Source organism: Pyxidicoccus sp. MSG2 (assembly GCF_026626705.1).
GTDB lineage: Bacteria > Myxococcota > Myxococcia > Myxococcales > Myxococcaceae > Myxococcus.
Genome location: NZ_JAPNKC010000001.1, coordinates 5,934,420 through 5,953,549 on the forward strand (window position 1 = coordinate 5,934,420; position 19,130 = coordinate 5,953,549).

A 19,130-nucleotide genomic window follows, 5' to 3' on the forward strand; every position below is an offset into this window, starting at 1 on the left:
GGCACGGGAGGTGAAAGGTCTTCACCTCGAACCGAGCCGCACAACTGAAGCTGGGAGAGCGACATGTCCATCGTCTGCGCCACGAACTTCTCCGATGCCGCGCTGCGCGCATCCACCCTGGCCGCTGAGCTCGCCCGGAAGACGGGAGAGCCTCTGCGCCTGGTGCACGTGCTGAACCCGAACTCCGCGCGGGCCTTCGGGCGGGCGCTGACCGACGCGGCCGAGGCCGCCCTGGCCGACCAGACGAAGCGCCTGGAGAAGTCGGGCGCGAAGGTGGAGCGTGTGTTGCTCACCGGGGACCCGGCCGAGGTGGTGGATGCCTACGCGCGGGAGCAGAAGGCCTCGCTCGTGGTGACGGCGGCACCGAGTGACGAGGCGCCCTTCCTGAGTGTGGGGGGCACGGTGGACCGGCTGGCGCAGGCGCTGGTCGTCCCGCTGCTGGTGGTGCGCGACGCGGCGCCGCTGGAGGCGTGGGCCCGGGGCGAGCGGCCGCTGAAGGTGATGCTGGGCGTGGACCGCTCGCTGCCCTTCGAGGCGGCGCGCGAGTGGGTGAAGGGCCTGAGCCGCTTCGGCGCGGTGGAGGTGGTGGGGGCGCGCGTGTACTGGCCGGAGGAGGAGTACCCGCGCCTGGGGCTGCCGCTTCCTCCCGCCTTCGGCGACATCACGACGGAATTGCGGCAGGCGATGGAGGAGGAGACGGCCTCGCTGATGGCGCCGCTGGCTTCGGGGGGGCAGGCGACTCGCGTCGTGGTGCACGCGGGCGTGGGGCGCATCGCCGACCACCTGGTCGACCTGGCCTCGCGCGAGGGCGTGGACCTGCTGGTGGTGGGCACGCACCACCGGCGCGCCCTGGGCCGGCTGTGGAGCGTGTCGCACCACGCGGTGCGGCTGGCTCGCATGTCCGTGGCGTGCGTGCCCTCCATGGTGGCGCCCTCGGTCTCGGACGTGCCGCTGCCCGTGTACCGCGAGGTGCTCGTGGCCACCGACTTCTCGGACACGGGCAACCGTGCGGTGGCCCACGCCTGCGGGCTGGTGCCCGAGGGTGGCACGGTGCACCTCGTCCACGTGCTGGAGGGGCGCGTGAAGCCCGGCCAGGAGGAGGAGCTGAAGCAGCAGCTCCTCGCGCTGGTGCCGAAGGCGGCGCAGGCCGGCGGGCGACGCGTGCAGGTGGAGGTGCTTCCCCATGGCCGGGACGTGGTGACGACGCTGGTGCAGGCCGCCGAGCGGCTCCGCGTGGATGCGCTCGTCATGGGCACGCACGGGCGCTCGGGGCTGAAGCGCGCGGTGCTCGGCTCGGTGACGCAGGAGGTGCTGCTGCGCATGGACCGGCCGGTGCTGGTGGTGCGGCCTCCGAAGGGGTGAGGCCGGGGCACACGGGGTACACTGCCGTCCCGTGAGTGACACCCTGAGAGACCTCCTCGGACGCGCGCTGGAGGCCTTCGAGCGCCACGCCGAGGAGGCGGCGTCTGTCCATGCGCGGGCGGAGTGGGGCTGAGCCGCGAAGGGCTTCGGGTACACTGGCGGTGTGGCTGACCTCTCCATCGAGTTCCTTGGACGCTCGGCGGTCCGGGCCTTCCTCCGGCATGACGAGAGGATGGCCCTCGAGCACCTGCTCGAAGCCTGGCACCACTCACGCAGTGAGCGCCTCGCCGAGCTGGTGGAGCGGCTTACGCTGCGGCTCGCGGCGAAGCCCGACTCCGTCACCGTGGAATCCAAGGGCCTCGCTTCGTCGCGGTCCCGGCGCAGCCCGAAGCCGCTGCTGCTCGACGGCCTCATGAAGGCCGCGAAGCGGGGGCTGGCCGAAGTGCTGAGCAGCCGGCTGATGGCCTTGCACGGATGTCCGGCGGACCCACGCCTCACCTCCGGCCTGCTGGCCCTCGCTCAGCTGCCCGTCGCCAGCTCGCCGGAGGTGTTCCAGCAGCTGTGCGGTCTGTTCGAGGCGCAGGCAGACCCCCGCGTCATCCAGCCCCTGACCGTCCTGCACGCGAGCCTCGAGTCTGGCTCCCCGTATGCCAGACGGCTGAAGACCACCCTCGAGAGGGTCTGGTCACATGGGCAGCAGTCCCTGCGTCCGGAGCTCGCGCGCCAGTGCGAGGAACTGGAGGCGGCCCTGGCCCGACGCGAGGCTCCAGACCCGGCCCGCGAGGAGCTGCTGGCCCGCGTGTACGCGGACCCGGAGGACGTGGAGGCGCGCATGGTGCTGGCGGACCACCTGCTGGCGCAGGACGACCCGCTCGGTGAGTTCATCATGTTGCAGTGCTCGCCCCGGGCGGACCGCCAGCGCATCCATCAGTTGTCCGAGGCGAGGGGAGAGCAGTGGTCCACCGTGCTGGGCCCGTATGTGGACCACGCCGATACCCGCTTCGAGCGGGGCTTCCCTGTCGCCGTCCTGCTGCGCCGCCACTGGGGGGGCCCGCTGCCCGAACCCACGCGGCACTGGAGGACGGTGCGGGAGGTGGACGCGAACTCGGTCGCGTTTCCGCGCTTCGAGGAGTGGCTCTCACACCCCTGCCTGAGCGGAGTGACGACGCTGAAGCGGGTGGCGCCTTCACTGGTGCGGGGACTGGCCGAGCGGCAGGTCGGAGTGCGACAGCTCGAATGTTCGGGTCTCGAGCCGGCGTCGCGGGAGGTGTTCGCCGACCTGGACCGGCTGCGGAGCCTGGTGCGCCTGTTCATCCACGATGCGGTGTCGCTGGACGTGCACCTGTGCGCGATGTCGCGGCTGGCGCCGCGGCTGGAGCGCTTCGAGGCCTGGAGCAGGGGCCAGTGGAGCCTCGAGTTGACGCCCGAGAAGGACGTGCCCCTCCGGGCGACGTTGTTGAGCGAGGAGGGCGCCGCGCCCCTCGCCGAGGGGCTCCGTGGCGCGCTGGGCTTCGGGACACGGGCGGTCCACGTCCACGTGGGGCAGTGCGCCGACCGCGACGGGCTGCGGCTGTTGAGGGAGGTGACGTCCGCCTACGCACGGGTGGAGTGGTCCTGACATGGTGGGCGACGTGAATGGCCTCCTCGAGCGTGCGCTCGAGGCCTTCGGGCAGCACGAGGAGCAGAGGGCAATGGAGTCCCTGCTCCTGGCCTGGTGGGAGTCGCGCTCGGAGCGCCTCGCGGCGCTCGTGGAGCGACTGTCGGCACGGATAGACGCCTGGCCATTGCCGTCGCGCAAGCGCCCGTCGCCCCCACCGTTCGAGGACGTTCCCAGGGACTACTTCATCCTCATGGCGTATGCCCGTGAGGGAAACGTGGACGCGGTCATCCGTCAGCTCGGGATGCTTGGCTATGGGTCCCCGGACCCCCGGCTCACGCCCGTCCTGATGGAGCTCTCGCGGCTGCCCATCGGGCGTGAGGGTCCCATCGTTCAGGGGCTCTGCGGGCCCCTGCTCTTCCTGAAGGACCCTCGGACCCTGGAGCTGCTCCGTGCGCTGAGCACCAGTCGTCACGTGGAAGATGAGCACGCTGATGCGCTCAAGGGCCTCATCGAGAAGATGACCGCGCAACCGCCTCCTCCGTTGGCCGAGGAGACCCAGGCACGGGTCGGTGCACTGGAGGCAGCCCTCGACGCACGAGCCAGCGCCGAGGCGTCGAGCGCGCCGCTGCGCGAAGAGCTCCTGGCCCGGGTCTATTCGCGACCGGACGATGATGATGCGCGACTCGTCCTGGCGGACCACCTGCTGGAGCATGGTGACGCGGCCGGCGAGTTCATCGTGCTCCAGTGCTCACCGCACTCCGACGAGAAGCGCATCTGGGAGTTGCAGGGACACCACAGGAGGACGTGGGAGGCCCCGCTGGGGCCATACGTCCGCGATGGGCTCACCCGATTCGAGCGGGGCTTTCCGGTCGCGGTCCGGATGAACTTCGACCTGTTCCATTCGCCCGCGGTGCTGACTCCAGCCGGGCCTGCCTGGGGCACGGTTCGGGAAATCTCGTGGAGCCATACGTTGACCCAGGCGGCCCTGGTCACGTCCCTGGAATGGCTCAAGAGCCCGTACCTGCGGGGCGTGACAGCGACGGGGAACGTGCACCCGGAAATCGCCCGGCGGCTGAGGGACTGGACTACCCGCTGAGGTTGCGGAAGTTGGAGCTATGGGGGAGCAGCCGGCTCGAGGCGGAGTTGTTCACCGAGCTGTGCGAGCTGAAAGACCTGACCCGGGTGGATATCGTCGACGCGGCCCCGCGCATGGTGCGGGAGTTCGCCGCCTCTTTCCTGGCCCGGTGCCTGGAGCGCTTCACGGCCCGGAGCCTCGATGACTGGAGCCTGGAGGCGCTGCCCCCCACGGAGACGGTGGAGGCGGAGCTGCGGAGTGAGCGCCAGGTCGAGACGCTCGCGGAGGCCATCCGGGCCGCGACGGGCTTCGGCAGTCGGGTCCTGCGCATCCACGTCGAAGTGCTGCTCGGCGATGAGGGGCGCCGTTTGCTGGAGCGCGCCGGCGCCGTCTACGTCCAGGTCGCGTGGTCGTGAGCCGCGCTTCACCCTGACGCGTCGACGTCCACGTACGCGCGTTTCGCGAGCACCGACACGAGCCGCCCCTCCGGCAGCACGTACGCGGACAGCCGGCCGCCGTACACGCAGCCCGAGTCCAGCCCGAGCGCGTACGGGTGCCGCTGAATCCCGCGCATGGCGTCGTGCCCGAAGATGACCAGCTCCGGCCCCTTCCAGCAGCTTCCCCACGGCTCGCCGCCGTCCACGCGCTTCGACGGCGTGCCGTCCGCGGCGATGCTGCGCAGGTTGAGCAGCTCGTCCTCCTTCTGGTGCTCCAGCGCCACGCCCGGCACCAGTCCGCCGTGCACCGCCACCACGTTCAGCTCCGGGAAGTGGCGGTAGAGCGGTTGGGCCGCCAGCCACGTCCAGTCCTCGGGCGACAGCGTGTCCAGCACGAGCTGGTGCTCGGGCTTGAGCTTCTTGCCCTTGGGCCCCCGGCCCGCGTGCCAGCGCAGCACGTGCGCGTCATGGTTGCCGCGCACCGCGAGGAAGCCGCGCTCGCGCGCCCGTCGCACCACGCCCGCTGAGTCCGGACCCTTCGCCACCAGGTCCCCCACCAGCACCACGCGGTCGTCCGGCCGCCAGCCGCATTCGGCCAGCAGCGCGTCCAGTTCCTCCGCGCACCCGTGCACGTCCCCGATGAAGAGCGTTCGCATCCCGCCCATCCTTTAATGCGCTTCATGCGGGGACGGGAGCCCCATGCGCTTCTTTCGTCACCCGCCGTGCTTCCGACAGGCGCTAGCGCGTGCCGGCCGCCGGCACCCGGTCCGGCCGGGGCAGGCTGGCGCGCCACGCGTCCATCTCCACCACCACCTTCACGTACCGCTCTCCCATGCCCGAGAACATCTCCCGCGCCTCCTCGGCCAGTCGCAGGGCGCGGGGCCGGTCCAGGTTCCCCTCCCACAGCGCCTTGGCCAGGGCGTAGCGCGCGAAGGCCCGCTCCCCCGCGGTCTGCTTCGAGCCGGAGCGGTTCGCCACCGCCAGCTCCAGCACCTCGGCGGCCTTGCGCGGCTGCTTCAGGTCCAGCCAGTTGCGGCCCAGGTCAATCCACGTACCCGTCAGGTAGCCATACGGGTCATCCTGGCGCGACTCGAGGATGGCCAGCGCCCGCAGCAGGTAGGGGTGGGCTTCCTCGTAGCGCTTCATGTCCCGGTAGTTGTTGCCACACGCCCGGTGGGCCCTGGACAGGAAGGGGTGCTGGGGCCCGAGCCGCTGCTCCAGCGGGGCAATGGTGGACATGTGACGCGCCAGGGCCTCCTCGTGGCGCCCCATCCGCGCCAGCAGGTTGGCCAGGTTGCTCAGGACGATTTGGGTGCCGGAGCTCTCCACGCCCTCCACCTGGACGGCGATGTCCAGTGCGCGCTCCTGGAGGCGCAGGGCCTCCTCGCCCCGGCCCCGGCGCTCCACGACGGCCGCCAGCATCTCGAGCGCGGTCGCCACGTCGCGGTGTCCGGGGCCGAGCGCGCGCTCGAACACCGCCAGCGCCGTGCGCGACAGCTCCTCCACCCGCGCCAGGTTGCCCTGCCGCCAGTAGACCTCGGTCAGGTTCATCTGGGCGCGCGCCACGTCGGGGTGGTCCGGGCCCAGGGCCTTGCGTCGCGTCTCCAGCGCCTGCTCGGTGAGCTTCAGCGCCTCCTCCACGCGGTGTTGGGCGATGCGTGTGGAGCCCAACCCCAGCCGGACGTCCGCGGCCTCCAGGCTGTCCGGGCCATACGTCTGCTCCAGCCGGGCGAGCGCCGCCTCCTGCTGTTCGGAGGCCTCCGTGTAGCGGCCCTGCACGAAGTGCAGCGCCCCCGTGCGCACCTGGAGCTGCGCGCTCAGCACCGCGTCGCCGCCCATCCGTTCGATGGCCGCCTCCGCGCGCTCCTTCCAGCGCCAGGCCAGGGCGTACTGCTCCAGCACCTCTCCGGACGTGTGCACCAGCGACGTCCAGGCCCGCGCGGCCACCACGTCGTTGCGCCCGGCCTCGGCGGCCCACACCGCCTCGAAGAGCGTGGCCTCCGCCTTGCGCGGGTCGCCCAGTTCCTCCCGCAGCTCGCCCAGGGGCAGCAGCAGGTCCGCGGCACCGTAGCGGTCCCCCGCGTCCTTCGCGGTCTTCACCACCGGCTCCAGCAGCGCCACCGCCTCCGCGTACTTGCCGGCCGCCTTCAGCGCGCGGGCCCGCACCAGCGTCTGGCGCAGCGCCTCCGCCCGGGCGCGCGCCGCGGCGTCCACGGGCTCGGGCGCGCGCGCGGCCAGGGCCGCGAGGTCCGAGCAGCGTTGCAAGGGTGGCAGCGCCTCCGCGGCGCGCGCGGCCAGTTCCACCGTGCCCGCGTCCGCGCGGGCGAAGAGCTGGGTGAGGGCGGCGACCTCCGCCAGCCGGCCGTCGAGGCAGTGCATGCGCCGGGCGAGCACCTCCTCGGGCTGCTCGCGGCGCACGCGCGTGGCCTCGCAGGCGGTGGTGCGCGTCGTCACCCATTCGGCGGTGTACACGTCCAGCGTGCGTCGCACGCGCTGCCACGCCGCGGCCGCATAGGGTTTGCCGGTGGAGAGGAAGGCGGACTGGATGGCCGCCTGCTGCGACGGCCCCCACACCGTGGCGAGCTCCTTCCCCGCGCCCGCGCACACCTGCTCGCGGCGCGAGCCCACCGCGTGGGTGACGCCCACCGCCGTCAGGAGCAGCGCCACGCCGCCCGCCACCTGGAGCCGCCGCACCCAGCGCGCCGCCGGGTCGTGCTGGAGCGCGGCCAGCAGCGCGTCCATGGAGCCATACCGGTCCATGGGGTCGACGGACAGGCCCCGCACCACCACGCGCCGCAGCCACGGCGGCACCGGCGAGCCCCGGGGCGCGGGCTTCACCCGCCCGGTGCGAATCTCCGCCAGCAGCTCGCGCACCGTGGCGGCCGCGAAGGGGCGCTCGTCGTGGAGCGCCTCGTACAGCGCCACGCAGAAGGCGAACTGGTCGCTGCGCGCGTCCGGGTGCGCGTCCGGGTCCAGTTGCTCCGGCGACATGTACGCGGGCGTGCCGCCGGCCACGGGCGTGCCCGGCGCGTCCTCGCTCAGCGGGTTGGCGCTGCGGGCGAGCCCGAAATCGGTGACGCGCACGCGGCCGTCGCGGCCGACGAGGAGGTTCTCCGGCTTGAAGTCGCCGTGCACCACACCCGCCGCGTGCGCCGCCGCGAGGCCCCGGCCCGCGTCCACGAAGAGGGTCAGCACCTGCCGCCACGGGCGCGGCGCGGCCTTCAGCCACTGGCGCAGCGTCTGCGCCTCCACCAATTCCATGGCGAGGAAGACACTCTGTCCGAAGGTGCCCACGTCGTAGACGGGCACCACGTGCGGGTGCGAGACGCGGGCCATGGCCTGCGCCTCGTGCAGCAGGTGGGCGCGGCCCTCCTCCATCTCCAGGCCCAGCTCGCCCACGCGCAGCAGTTTGAGGGCCACGCGCCGGTCCAGCTCCGGGTCATACGCGCTGTAGACGACGCCCATGCCGCCAGAGCCCAGCCGCTCCAGCACGAGATAGCGGCCCACCGCGGTGCCCTTCTCCAGCGGCGCGTCCTCTCCGCGCGCGGGGCGGGGCGGCGTCAGCGCGGTGGCCTCGCCGGGAGGCCCTTCGTCGGGAGACTGCGCGCGCAGCCCCTGCGCCACCATGCGCCGGCACGAGACGCACGTGTCCAGGTGCGCGTCCACTTCGGCCGCGCGGGCCGGAGGCAGACTGCCCATCAGCAGCTCGACGAAGGTGCTCTCGTCTAAACAGGCCACGGCGTGCGGGCTTTCGTCAGTCCAGCCGCGAGCGCAGCAGGCGGCTGAGGCTCACGTCGAGCTGGCTGGAGATGAGGCGCAGCACGCTGTCGAGCTGCGAGCGGGTGAGGCGCAGGCGCTCGGTGAGCAGGCTCCGCGTCTCCTGGAGCAGGGCCTCCTGGGCGCCCACCACCCAGCGCGCCGCGGTGGAGCGGTGCACGCCGTACAGCGCACCAAGCTGGTCGATGCTCAGCCCGTCCAGGTACTTCAGGCGCAGGAAGTTGCGCTGGCGCGGCTCCAGGGCCGCGAGCGCCGCCGCGAAGGACGCATTGAACTCCGCGCGGTACGTCGTCTTGAGGTACGCCAGCTCCGGGTCATCGCCGGGCGCCATCAGCATGGACAGGTCGCCGTCTTCCGCCTGGGCCTGGCCGCTGCGCTGGCGCTGCCAGTCCAATGCGAGCCACAGCGCCGCCGCGCGCACCCAGCCGCTCAGGGGGCCGGTGCCGGGGTAGGCGGCCAGCCGGGCGGGCGCCTCCGCGCTACCCACCAGCATGCGCTGGCGCAGCAACTGGCGCACCTCGTCCAGGCCCGTGGGCGGCAGCTTCAGGCGCGCCACCGCCGCGTCGACCTCCGGGAGGAAGCGCGCCTCGAAGGCCTTGAGCGCGGCGGGCAGTCCGTCCGCCGCCGCGCGGGCGAGGTACACGTCCGGCAGGTTCAGCTTCTCCACGTCCTCGGCGGGGGCCTCTCCCGTGAGCAACCGCGCCAGGTGGCCGACGTAGCGCGGGCCGTCCAGCGCCACACCGGGCCACGCCGAGCGCGCCTGGTCCAACACGCGCGCCAGCCGCTCCTGCAAGGAGGGCAGCAACTCCGGAGAAGCGGTGCCGCCGCGCGCCGCGACGAAGGCCTGGGCCAGGGAAACGTCCGGTGTGGACACGAGGGCGACGATAGCACCGCCTCCGGTAATCCGGTTTCGACTGTTTCCCCGGTGAAGTGCTTGCACGCCTGCTGTGTGGCTTCCAGAAGGGAGGGTGTGGGGCACGGGCGCAGCGGAGCCCACGCGGGCTCCCGTCCGCCTGCCCCGCGCGCGGGCACGGGTGTGGCCGGGGTGCCGCATACCCCATGGCCCGCGCATTGCTGGTATGGGGCGCTGAGTGGAGGTGGAGGTGCAAGTGGAGTCGATTGGAAGCGGCCCTGGAGACGCGGTCCATGCCTCGTGGCTGGAGTTGAGCGCGTCCGCGCTGCGGCACAACGTGGCGGTGTTCCGGGCGTTGGAGGGGAAGGGCGCACCGCCGCGCGCGCTGGGTGCGGTGCTGAAGGGCAATGCCTACGGGCACGGACTGGCGCAGGTGCTGCCGCTGGTGCACGGGGACGTGGACGTCCTCTACTTCATCGCACCGCAGGACGCGCTCAAGGTGCGCGAGCACGAGCGGGCGCACGGGCTGCCTCCGCGGCAGGTGCTGGTGCTGGGGGCGGTGGCGCCGACAGAAGCGGTGGTGCTGGCGCGCGAGGGCATCGACGTGGTGGTGGCGGACCGTGGCCAGGCGGACGCGGTGCCGGTGCTGCGCGCGGCGAAGCTGGAGAAGCCGCTGCGGGTGCACGTGCACATCGACACGGGGCTGGGGCGCGAGGGCTTCACGCTGGACGGGCTGCCGCGAGAGTCGCACTTCCTGGTGGAGGCGCGGGACGTGCTGGAGGTGGTGGGGGCGCTGAGCCACTTCGCGAACACGGAGGACGTGACGGAGCAGGGGTACGCGCTGGCGCAGGTGGACGCGTTCGAGACGGGGATGGCGTTCCTGGAGTCGCAGTTGAAGCCGGCGAAGCCGCTGCAGCGGCACATCGCCGCGAGCGCCGCGACGCTGGTGTTGCCCAGGGCGCGGTACGAGGCGCTGCGGGTGGGGATTTCGCTGTATGGGCTGTGGCCCTCGCCGGAGACGCGGCTGTCGGCGCGGCTGGTGCTGGGAGAGGTGCCGGTGCTCAAGCCGGTGCTGGCGTGGAAGTGCCGCAGCCAGGTGGTGAAGTGGCTGCCGGCGGGCAGCTACGTGGGCTACGGCTGCACGTACCGGTGCCCGGAGCCCACGCGCATCGCCGTGCTGCCGGTGGGGTACTACGACGGCTACCCGAGGCTGGCGTCGGGCAAGGCGCACGTGCTGGTGAATGGGCGCCGGTGCCCGGTGCTGGGGCGCGTGATGATGAACCACCTCATCGTGGACGTGACGCGCGCGACGTCCGACGAGCGCCCCGTGACGGCGACGCTGATGGGGAAGGACGGCGAGGAGTCCGTGTCCGCGGAGTCACTCGCGAGCTGGGCGCAGACGATTCACTACGAAGTCGTCACGCGACTGGGCGCGCACCTGAAGCGGGTGGTGGTGGAGTAGGCGCCCAGGGTGTCGTGAGTCGAACGGAGCTCCTGGGGTTTGATTCTGGCTTCAGGAGCAGGGCGCGGAAACGGCTCGGGCCGGCGGGAGCTCCGGCCAGGAGGGCGCATGCGACCGCGTCTCATGCTGACCGTGCTGCTCGGGTGGATGCTGGTGGGGAGCCTGGGCTCCGGCTGTGCGGCCGGCGCTGGGCGGATTCCACCGGCGGCCTTCCAGTTCCACGAGGTGGTTTCTCGGCAGGGCAGTGCGGCAGGAGGGTGGAAGGTGGCGCAGACCACCATCACTCTCACACGCGTTTCTCAGACCCAGCCGGTCCAGGCCCAGTGTGACGTGGAGATTGGCGTCCCGATCAAAACCAAGAGGAGGGTTGTTGCCGACGTCCTGGCGCAAGAGGCGGCAGCCATGGCAGCCGATGAGGCCGCACGTCTTGCCTTGAGCAAGCGACCCGCGACGAGCGCGGAGCTCTGCTTCCTGTTCCTGGAGCACATGAGGACCCTTTTGGAGTCGCGGCTTCCAGGTGTCAGGGTCCGTCGCTTCATCGAGCCAGGAATCCCTCGAACGAAGTTCGCACCGGAGTAGCGACTGCCGTACGGCCAGCACGCATCGCCACTGGCCTCACGAATGCCTATCTTTCAGCAAGCAGGGAGGCAGTCTCATGGGCCAGTTGCTCACCGCGGAGGCACTCCTCCGACTCGTCCATCAGTACTACCCGGCGGGCCTCTATGAGACTGACCCCCGGTACGAGTCCATGGAGGAGTTCAAACGGCTCGACAAGCTCCGGCGTGCCGCCGTGAGCGATGCCCGTGCATGGGACGCATTTCTTCAACGCGTCAAGGCAGCGATGCCCGATTGCAGCGCGTGGGACTATCCCAATATCCGCTATGACCCTGCCTACTCACTTCGGTTGGGGCTGCCTGGCCATCCCATGGGTGCACCGGAGCACAAAGAGGTGGTGCTGATGGTCTGCATCCTGGCGCCCGTGCACATCCTGTATGCAACTCACAGCAAGCAGGTGCATGAGCAGCGCACGGAAAGCATTTCCTACCAGCCACCGCTTCCCGCGGAGTTCCTACCCTTCGCGGAGAAGCTCGAAGCCCTCGCCATCGAAACGTTCGGCACCACTCGCCTGCCTCAGGACGTGCTCTCCACGCCCGTGCCGGACCTGCAGGTGGGCAATACCGGCTTCGGCAAGGTCACGCTCGCCGACTGCCTCTTCGGCGACTATCGCTGGTAGTCGCCCTCAGTCCTTCGCCTCGAGCGCCGCCACCGCCTTGCCGGCGGCCGCCGGCTCCGGCGGGTACTTCCACCGCCGGTGCAGCCACATCCACTGGTCCGGATACTTGCGGATGCAGCGCTCCAGCGCGGCCGTCACGCGCGCCGTGTGCTCGGTCAGCGGGTCCTCCGACTCACCCGGCGCGGGCGGGAGAATCGGCCCCTCCACCTCCAGCCGCAGCCTCGCCCCGCCGCGCCCGTTGCGCACGCCCATCACCACGAACACCGGCGCGCCCGTGCGCTTCGCCGCCACCGCCATGGCCGGCGTCGTGGACGCCAGCTTCCCGAAGAAGGGCACGAACACCGCCGCCTTCGCCGGCAGCGCCTGGTCCAGCAGCATGAGCGGGGACTCACCCCGCTTCACCGCTCCCAGGACTTCCAGGATGGCGCCTCGCGGGTAGATGAGCCCCGCACCCACGCGCACCCGGTTCACCGCGATGCGCGTGTTGAGCGCCCCCTTCAGCGGCCGCACCAGCGCGGTCATCGGTATGCCCCAGCGGATGAGCATCTCCCCCAGCAACTCCCAGTTGCCGAAGTGCGCCGTCACCATCAGCGCGCCCTTGCCCGTGGCCACGTGCGCCTTCAGCGCCTCCCACGCCTCCCCGCCCTCCACTCCCTGCTCCGCCCAGTCCGGAGGCAGCCGCTCACCGCCCGGCAGCGACTCCACCACCACGCGCGCCATGTTGATGTAGGCGCCGCGCGCAATCTCCCGACGCTCCGCCTCGCTCTTCTCCGGCATCGCCATGGCCAGGTTCTCCATCGCCACCCGGCGGCGGATGCCCAGCGTGTACGCCAGGTTCCCCACGAAGCGGGCGAGCGCGTCGCGCGACTCCGGCGACAGCCACGTGAGGAACGCCCACACCACGCGCGTGAGCAGGTCCACCACCTTGCCGGGCGGCGTGCCGACGATGCGGCGCAGATGCTCCGAGGGCAGCTTCCGAGTGGCCGGTTGTGGGATTTCGGGAGAGGGCGTTGAGGCGATCTGGGACACGGCGGCACTCCACCCGAACCCACCGTGACGGGCAAGGCCACACACACTCGCTCGGCGCTACCCTGCCTGCTTTCCATGGGCCACTATGCGCGCCATGCCCAACCTGCTCCGTCCGGCGGCCCTGGTCGCCGTCACCCTCCTCAGCGCGTGCGGTGCTCGGCAGAACCCCCCCACCGAGCCTTCCGCCGCCTCCGCCCAGGCCTCGCAGCCCGCCGCGGCCGAGGCTTCCACTCCCACTCCGCCCGAGCTGCGCCTCCCCGGCGACGTGCGCCCCACCGCGTACACGGTGGAGCTCACCGTGGACCCGAAGGCCACCACCTTCCAGGGCACGGCCGACCTCGACCTGGAGGTGGTGAAGCCCACCTCCGTCGTGTGGCTGCACGGCAAGGCGCTCACCGTGAAGCAGGCCACGCTCATCCAGGATGGCGCGGCCATCGACGTGAAGCCCGTGACGGGCGGCACCGACTTCCTCGGCTTCTCGCTGGCGAAGCCCCTGGAGAAGGGCGCCGCGAAGCTGCGCGTGGTGTACGAGGGCATCGCCTCCGAGAAGGACACGGACGGCGCCTTCCGCGTCAACGAGGGCGGTGACTGGTACGTCTACACCCAGTTCGAGCCCATCGACGCGCGCCGCGTCTTCCCCTCCTTCGACGAGCCCGGCTTCAAGGTGCCGTGGCAGCTCACCTTCCACGTGCCCGCCGGCAATGTGGCCGTCACCAACACGCCGCAGGTGAGCGAGGAGTCCGGCCCCAACGGTGGCCGCACCTTCCGCTTCGCGCGCACCCAGCCGCTGCCCAGCTACCTCATCGCCTTCGGCGTGGGCCCCTTCGACTTCCTCCCTGCCGCGCCCTCCGGGAAGAAGAAGGTGAAGACGCGCATCATCACCCCGAAGGGCCGCACGGTGGAGGCCACCTATGCCGCCGAGGTGACGCCGCAAATCCTCGGTGCGCTGGAGGAGTACTTCGGCATCCCCTACGCCTACGAGAAGCTGGACGTGCTCGCGGTGCCGCTGCTCGGTGGCGCCATGGAGCACCCGGGCCTGGTGACGTTCAACTCGCGCCTCCTCCTCTCCAGGCCGGACGAGGACACCCCCGGCCGCCAGCGCGCCTTCTCCAACACGCAGGTGCACGAGCTGGCGCACCAGTGGTTCGGCGACCTCGTCACCATGGCGTGGTGGGATGACCTGTGGCTCAACGAGGCCTTCGCCACGTGGATGACCCCGCGCATCGTCGAGACGTGGCGCCCCACGTGGGACGCCCCGGTGGAGCGGGTGACCGAGCGCAGCGACGCGCTGGACTCCGACAGCCTCCTGTCCGCGCGCCGCATCCGCCAGCCCATTGAGAGCCAGAACGACATCGTCAACGCCTTCGACGGGATTACGTACGGCAAGGGCGCCGCGGTGCTCTCCATGACGGAGGAGTGGCTGGGTCGAGACGTGTTCCGCCGTGGCATCCAGCGCCACCTCAAGGCGCACGCGCACGGCAACGCCACCGCGAAGGACTTCCTCACCGCCCTGGACGCCGAGTCCGGCAAGGACGTGACGGGGATGATGAACACCTTCCTGGACCAGGGCGGCGCGCCGCTCGTCACCGCGTCGCTGGAGTGCGGCGCGGAGGGCTCCAAGGTCGTGCTCACGCAGAAGCGCTACCTGCCGCTGGGCTCCAAGGCGCCAGGCCCGCAGTCCTGGCGGGTGCCGGTGTGCGTGGAGTACTCGGCCGACAAGAAGGAGGGCCGCGTGTGCACGCTGCTGGAGGGCGAGCGCACGGAGCTGGCGCTGACCGACGCGAAGACGTGCCCGGCCTGGGTGTTCCCCAACGCGGAGGGCGCGGGCTACTACCGCATGCAGCTGTCGGGTGAGGCGGCGGCGAAGCTCACGAAGGTGGGCCTGGACTCGCTGTCTCGCGCCGAGCGCGTGGCGTTCCTGGGCGACGTGCGCGCGCTGGCCATGGCCGGCGCGCTGCCCGCGTCCGAGGCGCTGGCGCTGGCGGCCCGTACCGCCAACGACAAGGACCGCGTCGTCACCGAGGCCTCGCTGGACCTGCTGGACCTGGCCGGCATGCGGCTGATTCCGGAGGCGAAGCAGGAGGAGCGCGCCCGCTTCCTGCGCGACACGTACGGCCCGCGCGCGCGGCAGCTCGGCTTCACGCCGAAGAAGGGCGAGAGCGAGGACACGCGCCTGCTGCGCGGGCGGCTGGTGCGACTGGCGGGCCGCGAGGGCGGTGACCCGAAGCTCGTCACCGAGGCGCGCACGCTCGCGGATGCGTGGCTGAAGGACAAGCGCGCGGTGGCCCCGGAGATGGTGGACACGGTGCTCTCCATCGCCGCCGGCCATGGTGACGCGGCCTTCCAGCAGAAGCTCATCACCGCGGTGCGCACGGAGAAGGACCGCAAGACGCGGCAGCAGCTGATTCAGGCGCTGGGCGGCTTCACGGACCCGCAGCTGGCGAAGCAGAGCTTCTCGCTGATTCTCGAGAAGGACCTGGACCCGCGCGAGTCGATTGGCATGTTCTTCGGCCCGCGCAACCCGCGCACCTCGGCCGTGGTCTTCGACTTCGTGACGCAGAACTACGAGAAGCTCGTGGGGGACTCGCCGGACGCGCTGCTGCCCAAGGACTGGGCGGCGCGCATGGCCTTCGTGGGCTTCGGCGTCTGCGACGCGGACAAGCGCAAGCAGGTGGCCGACTTCTTCACCGAGCGCAACGCGCGCGCTCCGGGCGGCCCCCGACTGCTGGCCCAGGTGCTGGAGTCGGTGGACCAGTGCACCGCGCTGAAGGAGGCGCAGGGGCAGAGCATCGAGACCTTCCTCGACCAGCGCTCCGCGCCGAAGCCGCCGCAGGCGCCGAAGTCGCGCTGACCTCCGGCTGAAGCGGGGGCCCGGATGCCGTCATCGGCGTCCGGGCCCTTTTCATTTCTGCCTACTTCTTGGAGCCGCGAGACATGAAGGCCATGAAGGCCTCCTGCGCCTCGGTGGACTGGAGGCGCTGGACGAACTCGGCGCCCTCGCGCGCCAGCGTGGCGCGGATTTCGGCGCGCAGCGGCTCGCGAATCAGTCGCTTCGTCACGCGCACCGCCTCGGCGGGGCGGGAGGCCAGGGCACCCGCGCGCTCGGCGGCCACTTCCTGGAGGTTGGCGGCCGGCACCACCTTGTTGACCAGGCCCGCGCGCTGCGCGGTGGCCGCGTCGAAGGGCTCTCCGAAGAGGAGCAGCTCGCTCGCCAGCGCGAAGCCCGCCATCCGAGGCAGGAGCAGGCTGCTTGCTCCCTCGGCGCACAGGCCCAGCTGCACGAAGGGCATGTTGAAGCGCGCTCGCTCGCTGGCCACGACGTAGTCGCAGTGCAGCAACATCGTCGTGCCGATGCCCACCGCCGGCCCGTCCACCGCCGCGAGCACCGGCTTGGACGCGTCCACCAGCGCGTGCAGGAAGCGGAACACCGCGCTGTCCTCACCGGAGGGCGGGTGCTCCATGAAGTCGCCAATGTCATTGCCCGCGGTGAAGACGCCACCCGCGCCGGTGAGCAGCACCACGCGCACGTCGGCGTTGCCTTCCGCCTGCCGCAGCGCGTTGGTCGCCGCCTCATACATGGCGTGCGTGAAGGCGTTCTTCTTCTCGGGCCGGTTGAAGGTGAGGGTGAGGACCCCGGACTCCAGCTTCGTCAGCAACGTGTCGGACATGACCCGGCAGCCTAGCCGACTCACTGGCAAGGGGAGGGCGAATGGCAACTTCGGCGCACAGCCTGCGACAATCCCACCAGAACGTCGCCTTATCCGAGGAAGACCATGACTGTCCGCAGCGCCACCGCCAGCGCCCCCAATGTCCGCACGGTCAGCGCCCCTCCGCGCTTCGATGGCAGCAAGCCGGCTCCCGGCACCACCAACACCAACGCCGCGCAGGTGACGAACCCGCCGCTGCGGGGTGACCCGAAGAACCGCAACGCGGACACGTACAACCAGGTCCTCAACCAGTTCGCGGTGGGCAACAACCCTCGCTACACGCCGCGCGACTCCAACGGCGACGGCACCCGCGACACCTTCTGCAACATCTTCCTGTGGGATGCGACGCGCGCGATGGGCGCGGAGATTCCCCACTGGGTGGACGGCAAGGGCAACTCCGTGGCGCCGGGCAAGGGCCGGGAGATGAACGCCAACTCCACCGTGGACTGGATGCACACCCACGGCGAGAGCAAGGGCTGGCGGAAGGTGACGGCGGACGAGGCGCAGAAGATGGCCAACGAGGGCCACCCCACCGTCGCGCTGTGGAAGAACCCGGGCGGCATCGGCCACGTGGCGATGGTGCGCCCCGGTGAAGTCACCGCGCAGGGGCCCGCGTCGGCGCAGGCCGGCGGGAAGAACTTCAACAGCAAGCACATCAAGGACGGCTTCGGCAACGCGAAGCCGGAGTACTGGGTGAACGATAGCGGCAAGGCCACCGGCAAGCCGCCCACCGAGCCCACGAAGCCGCCCACCACCACCCCGCCCACGAAGCCCACCACGCCTCCCTCCACGGGTGGGGTGAGCGTGCCGAAGACGGACCTCAAGCGCGGCGCGGAAGGCGCGGAGGTGCTCAAGCTGCAGAATGCGCTCGTCAAGCTGGGCTACATGACGCAGGCGCAGGTGAACACCGGTCCGGGGACGTTCGGCCCGAAGACGGAAGCGGCGGTGGCGAAGTTCCAGAAGGACCACGCCATCAGCCCCAACTCCGGCATCTTCGGCCCCAAGACGCGCGCGGCGATGACGGACGCGCTCAAGGGCAACGGCGGCACGCAGGGCCCGGGCCCCACCGGCCCCGTGACGGGTCCGACGGCGCCCACGGGCACGGACGCGGCGAAGGCGGCGAAGATTGACCAGATTCTGAAGGGCACGGGCCTGGCGGGCCAGGGCGCGCACATCGTGGCGATGTCCAAGAAGTACAACGTGCCGCCGGAGCTGGCGCTGGCGATGTTCCGCAAGGAAGCGTCGTTCATGACGGCGGGCTCGGCCGTGAAGAACAACAACCCGGGCAACCTGCGCTTCGCGCAGTGGGAGACGCAGTTCGGCGGCAAGCCGAACGGCAGCTTCGCGCACTTCCCCGACGTGAAGAGCGGCGTGGAGGCCTACTTCAAGCTGCTCGGCGGCCCCGCGTACCGTGACTTCATCGACCGCGGCGACTTCAAGGGGCTCATCAACAAGTACGCGCCCCCGACGGAGAACGACAGCGGGCTGTACCTCAAGCAGGTCACGCAGTGGATGCAGGAGTACAAGGCGAAGATTGGCTAGTGCTCGCTGCGTAGACGTCTGGAATTGACGAAGGGGTGGAGGGCACTTCGGGTGCCTTCCGCCCCTTGTCGTTGGTGCGTCTCAGCGCCTCAAGGCCGCAGCGCGCGAGCCACCAGCGGCGCCAGCGTCACCACCTCATGAGGGAACGGCAGCCCGGTGGGTGGCTCCACGCTGTCCGTACTCACCAGCCGCGTCAGCGGCAGCGTGCGCAGCCGTTCAATCGCGGGGCCCACCAGCAGCGCGTGCGTCGTCACCACCGTGAAGTCCTCCGCGCAGCCTGCTTCGCGCAGCGTGCCGGCCGCCGCCGCGAGCGTGCCTCCCGTGGACACCATGTCGTCCACGAGAATCGGGCGCCGTCCGCGCACCTCGCCCATCAGCCCGCTGGCGTGGACCTCATCGCCGCTCAGCCGCACCTTGTGAATCACCGCCCACGGCCGGCCCAGGAGCCGCGCCAGCGCCTCCGCGCGCTTCACCGCGCCCAAATCAGGCGCCACCACCACCGACGTGTCCGTCACGTTCGGCCGCAGCGCCTCCGCCAGCAGCGGCAGCGCGGTGAGGTGCTCCAGCGGCGCGCCGAAGCACCCCTCCAGCGCGGGGCTGTGCAGGTCCACCACCAGCACCCGGGCGAACCGCCCCTGCGACACCATGTCTGCCATCAGCCGGCCACCCAGGGGCTCGCCTGGCCGGGCGCGCCGGTCCTGCCGGGCGTAGCCCAGGTATGGCACCACCGCCTCCAGCCGGGCCGCGCCCGCCCGCCAGCACGCATCCGCCATGAGCAGCAGCTCCAGCAGATGCTCGCCCGTTGGCGGAGTCGTCGCCTGCACGATGACGGCGGTGCGGCCACGCACCGACGCGGGCACCTCCACGTGTATCTCCCCATCGGGGAAGCGTTCGAAGTGGCAATCGGAAGGGGCCACACCCAGGGCGGCGCCGAGGGCTCGCCCCAGGTGGGGGCTGGCAGTGCCAGTGAGGAGGACGGGGTCCATGGCCTCCACCCTAGCGCGCCTTCCGGGCGGGGGCGCGGGGCCCGGCGCTCCCCCCGGAAGCAATCC

General features: G+C 71.3%; 15 protein-coding genes. 9 read left to right on the plus strand and 6 right to left on the minus strand.

What is annotated here, in order from left to right; translation table 11 throughout:
• Positions 1-63: 63 nt before the first annotated feature.
• The 4 genes from OV427_RS23210 to OV427_RS23225 all read left to right on the plus strand — a co-directional run bounded on the left by OV427_RS23210 (position 64) and on the right by OV427_RS23225 (position 4,453).
• Entirely contained in the window at positions 64-1,362 is a 1,299-nt protein-coding gene (locus tag OV427_RS23210) for a universal stress protein (RefSeq protein WP_267858335.1), read from the plus strand.
• A 232-nt stretch (positions 1,363-1,594) separates the two neighbouring features.
• On the plus strand, positions 1,595-2,980 hold the full coding sequence (locus OV427_RS23215; RefSeq protein WP_267858336.1) for a hypothetical protein: 1,386 nt from the start codon (positions 1,595-1,597) through the stop codon (positions 2,978-2,980).
• 1 nt (position 2,981) lies between these two features.
• Complete coding sequence (locus OV427_RS23220; protein ID WP_267858337.1) at positions 2,982-4,058, plus strand: TIGR02996 domain-containing protein; 1,077 nt, start codon at positions 2,982-2,984, stop codon at positions 4,056-4,058.
• 11 nt (positions 4,059-4,069) lie between these two features.
• Positions 4,070-4,453 (plus strand): hypothetical protein, encoded by a 384-nt coding sequence (locus OV427_RS23225; RefSeq protein ID WP_267858338.1) that lies wholly within the window; start codon positions 4,070-4,072, stop codon positions 4,451-4,453.
• Between the two features lie 8 nt (positions 4,454-4,461).
• Here the strand turns inward: OV427_RS23225 and OV427_RS23230 are convergent, their stop codons facing one another.
• The 3 genes from OV427_RS23230 to OV427_RS23240 form a co-directional block, all read right to left on the minus strand.
• Positions 4,462-5,130 carry a metallophosphoesterase gene (locus tag OV427_RS23230; RefSeq protein ID WP_267858339.1) on the minus strand — a complete coding sequence of 223 codons (669 nt, stop codon included), beginning with the start codon at positions 5,128-5,130 and terminating at the stop codon, positions 4,462-4,464.
• 82 nt (positions 5,131-5,212) lie between these two features.
• The gene (locus OV427_RS23235; protein ID WP_267858340.1) at positions 5,213-8,212 is read right to left on the minus strand and encodes a serine/threonine-protein kinase; all 3,000 of its coding nucleotides are present in this window, start codon (positions 8,210-8,212) and stop codon (positions 5,213-5,215) included.
• Between the two features lie 16 nt (positions 8,213-8,228).
• Positions 8,229-9,125: a sigma-70 family RNA polymerase sigma factor gene (locus OV427_RS23240; protein ID WP_267858341.1), complete on the minus strand. Its 897-nt coding sequence runs from the start codon at positions 9,123-9,125 to the stop codon at positions 8,229-8,231.
• Between the two features lie 235 nt (positions 9,126-9,360).
• Between OV427_RS23240 and alr the strand changes: the two genes are divergently transcribed.
• From alr to OV427_RS23255, 3 genes are all read left to right on the plus strand, one after another.
• On the plus strand, positions 9,361-10,566 hold the full coding sequence (gene alr, locus OV427_RS23245) for an alanine racemase (RefSeq protein ID WP_267858342.1): 1,206 nt from the start codon (positions 9,361-9,363) through the stop codon (positions 10,564-10,566).
• Positions 10,567-10,674: 108 nt separating this feature from the next.
• A complete protein-coding gene (locus OV427_RS23250; protein ID WP_267858343.1) occupies positions 10,675-11,145 on the plus strand; it encodes a hypothetical protein in 471 nt (156 codons plus the stop codon).
• 76 nt (positions 11,146-11,221) lie between these two features.
• The gene (locus tag OV427_RS23255) at positions 11,222-11,800 is read left to right on the plus strand and encodes a hypothetical protein (protein ID WP_267858344.1); all 579 of its coding nucleotides are present in this window, start codon (positions 11,222-11,224) and stop codon (positions 11,798-11,800) included.
• A 6-nt stretch (positions 11,801-11,806) separates the two neighbouring features.
• Here OV427_RS23255 and OV427_RS23260 read toward each other — a convergent pair whose 3' ends face one another.
• The gene (locus OV427_RS23260; RefSeq protein WP_267858345.1) at positions 11,807-12,829 is read right to left on the minus strand and encodes a lysophospholipid acyltransferase family protein; all 1,023 of its coding nucleotides are present in this window, start codon (positions 12,827-12,829) and stop codon (positions 11,807-11,809) included.
• A gap of 94 nt (positions 12,830-12,923) precedes the next feature.
• On the opposite strand from OV427_RS23260, the gene OV427_RS23265 reads away from it, so the two are divergent.
• Positions 12,924-15,680, plus strand: a complete 2,757-nt coding sequence (locus tag OV427_RS23265; RefSeq protein ID WP_267858346.1) for a M1 family metallopeptidase — start codon at positions 12,924-12,926, stop codon at positions 15,678-15,680.
• A gap of 61 nt (positions 15,681-15,741) precedes the next feature.
• Here OV427_RS23265 and OV427_RS23270 read toward each other — a convergent pair whose 3' ends face one another.
• Positions 15,742-16,497 (minus strand): enoyl-CoA hydratase, encoded by a 756-nt coding sequence (locus OV427_RS23270; RefSeq protein WP_267858347.1) that lies wholly within the window; start codon positions 16,495-16,497, stop codon positions 15,742-15,744.
• A 105-nt stretch (positions 16,498-16,602) separates the two neighbouring features.
• Between OV427_RS23270 and OV427_RS23275 the strand changes: the two genes are divergently transcribed.
• Positions 16,603-18,078 (plus strand): peptidoglycan-binding protein, encoded by a 1,476-nt coding sequence (locus OV427_RS23275; RefSeq protein ID WP_267858348.1) that lies wholly within the window; start codon positions 16,603-16,605, stop codon positions 18,076-18,078.
• An 89-nt stretch (positions 18,079-18,167) separates the two neighbouring features.
• Here the strand turns inward: OV427_RS23275 and OV427_RS23280 are convergent, their stop codons facing one another.
• The gene (locus tag OV427_RS23280) at positions 18,168-19,073 is read right to left on the minus strand and encodes a ribose-phosphate diphosphokinase (RefSeq protein ID WP_267858349.1); all 906 of its coding nucleotides are present in this window, start codon (positions 19,071-19,073) and stop codon (positions 18,168-18,170) included.
• Positions 19,074-19,130: the final 57 nt, after the last annotated feature.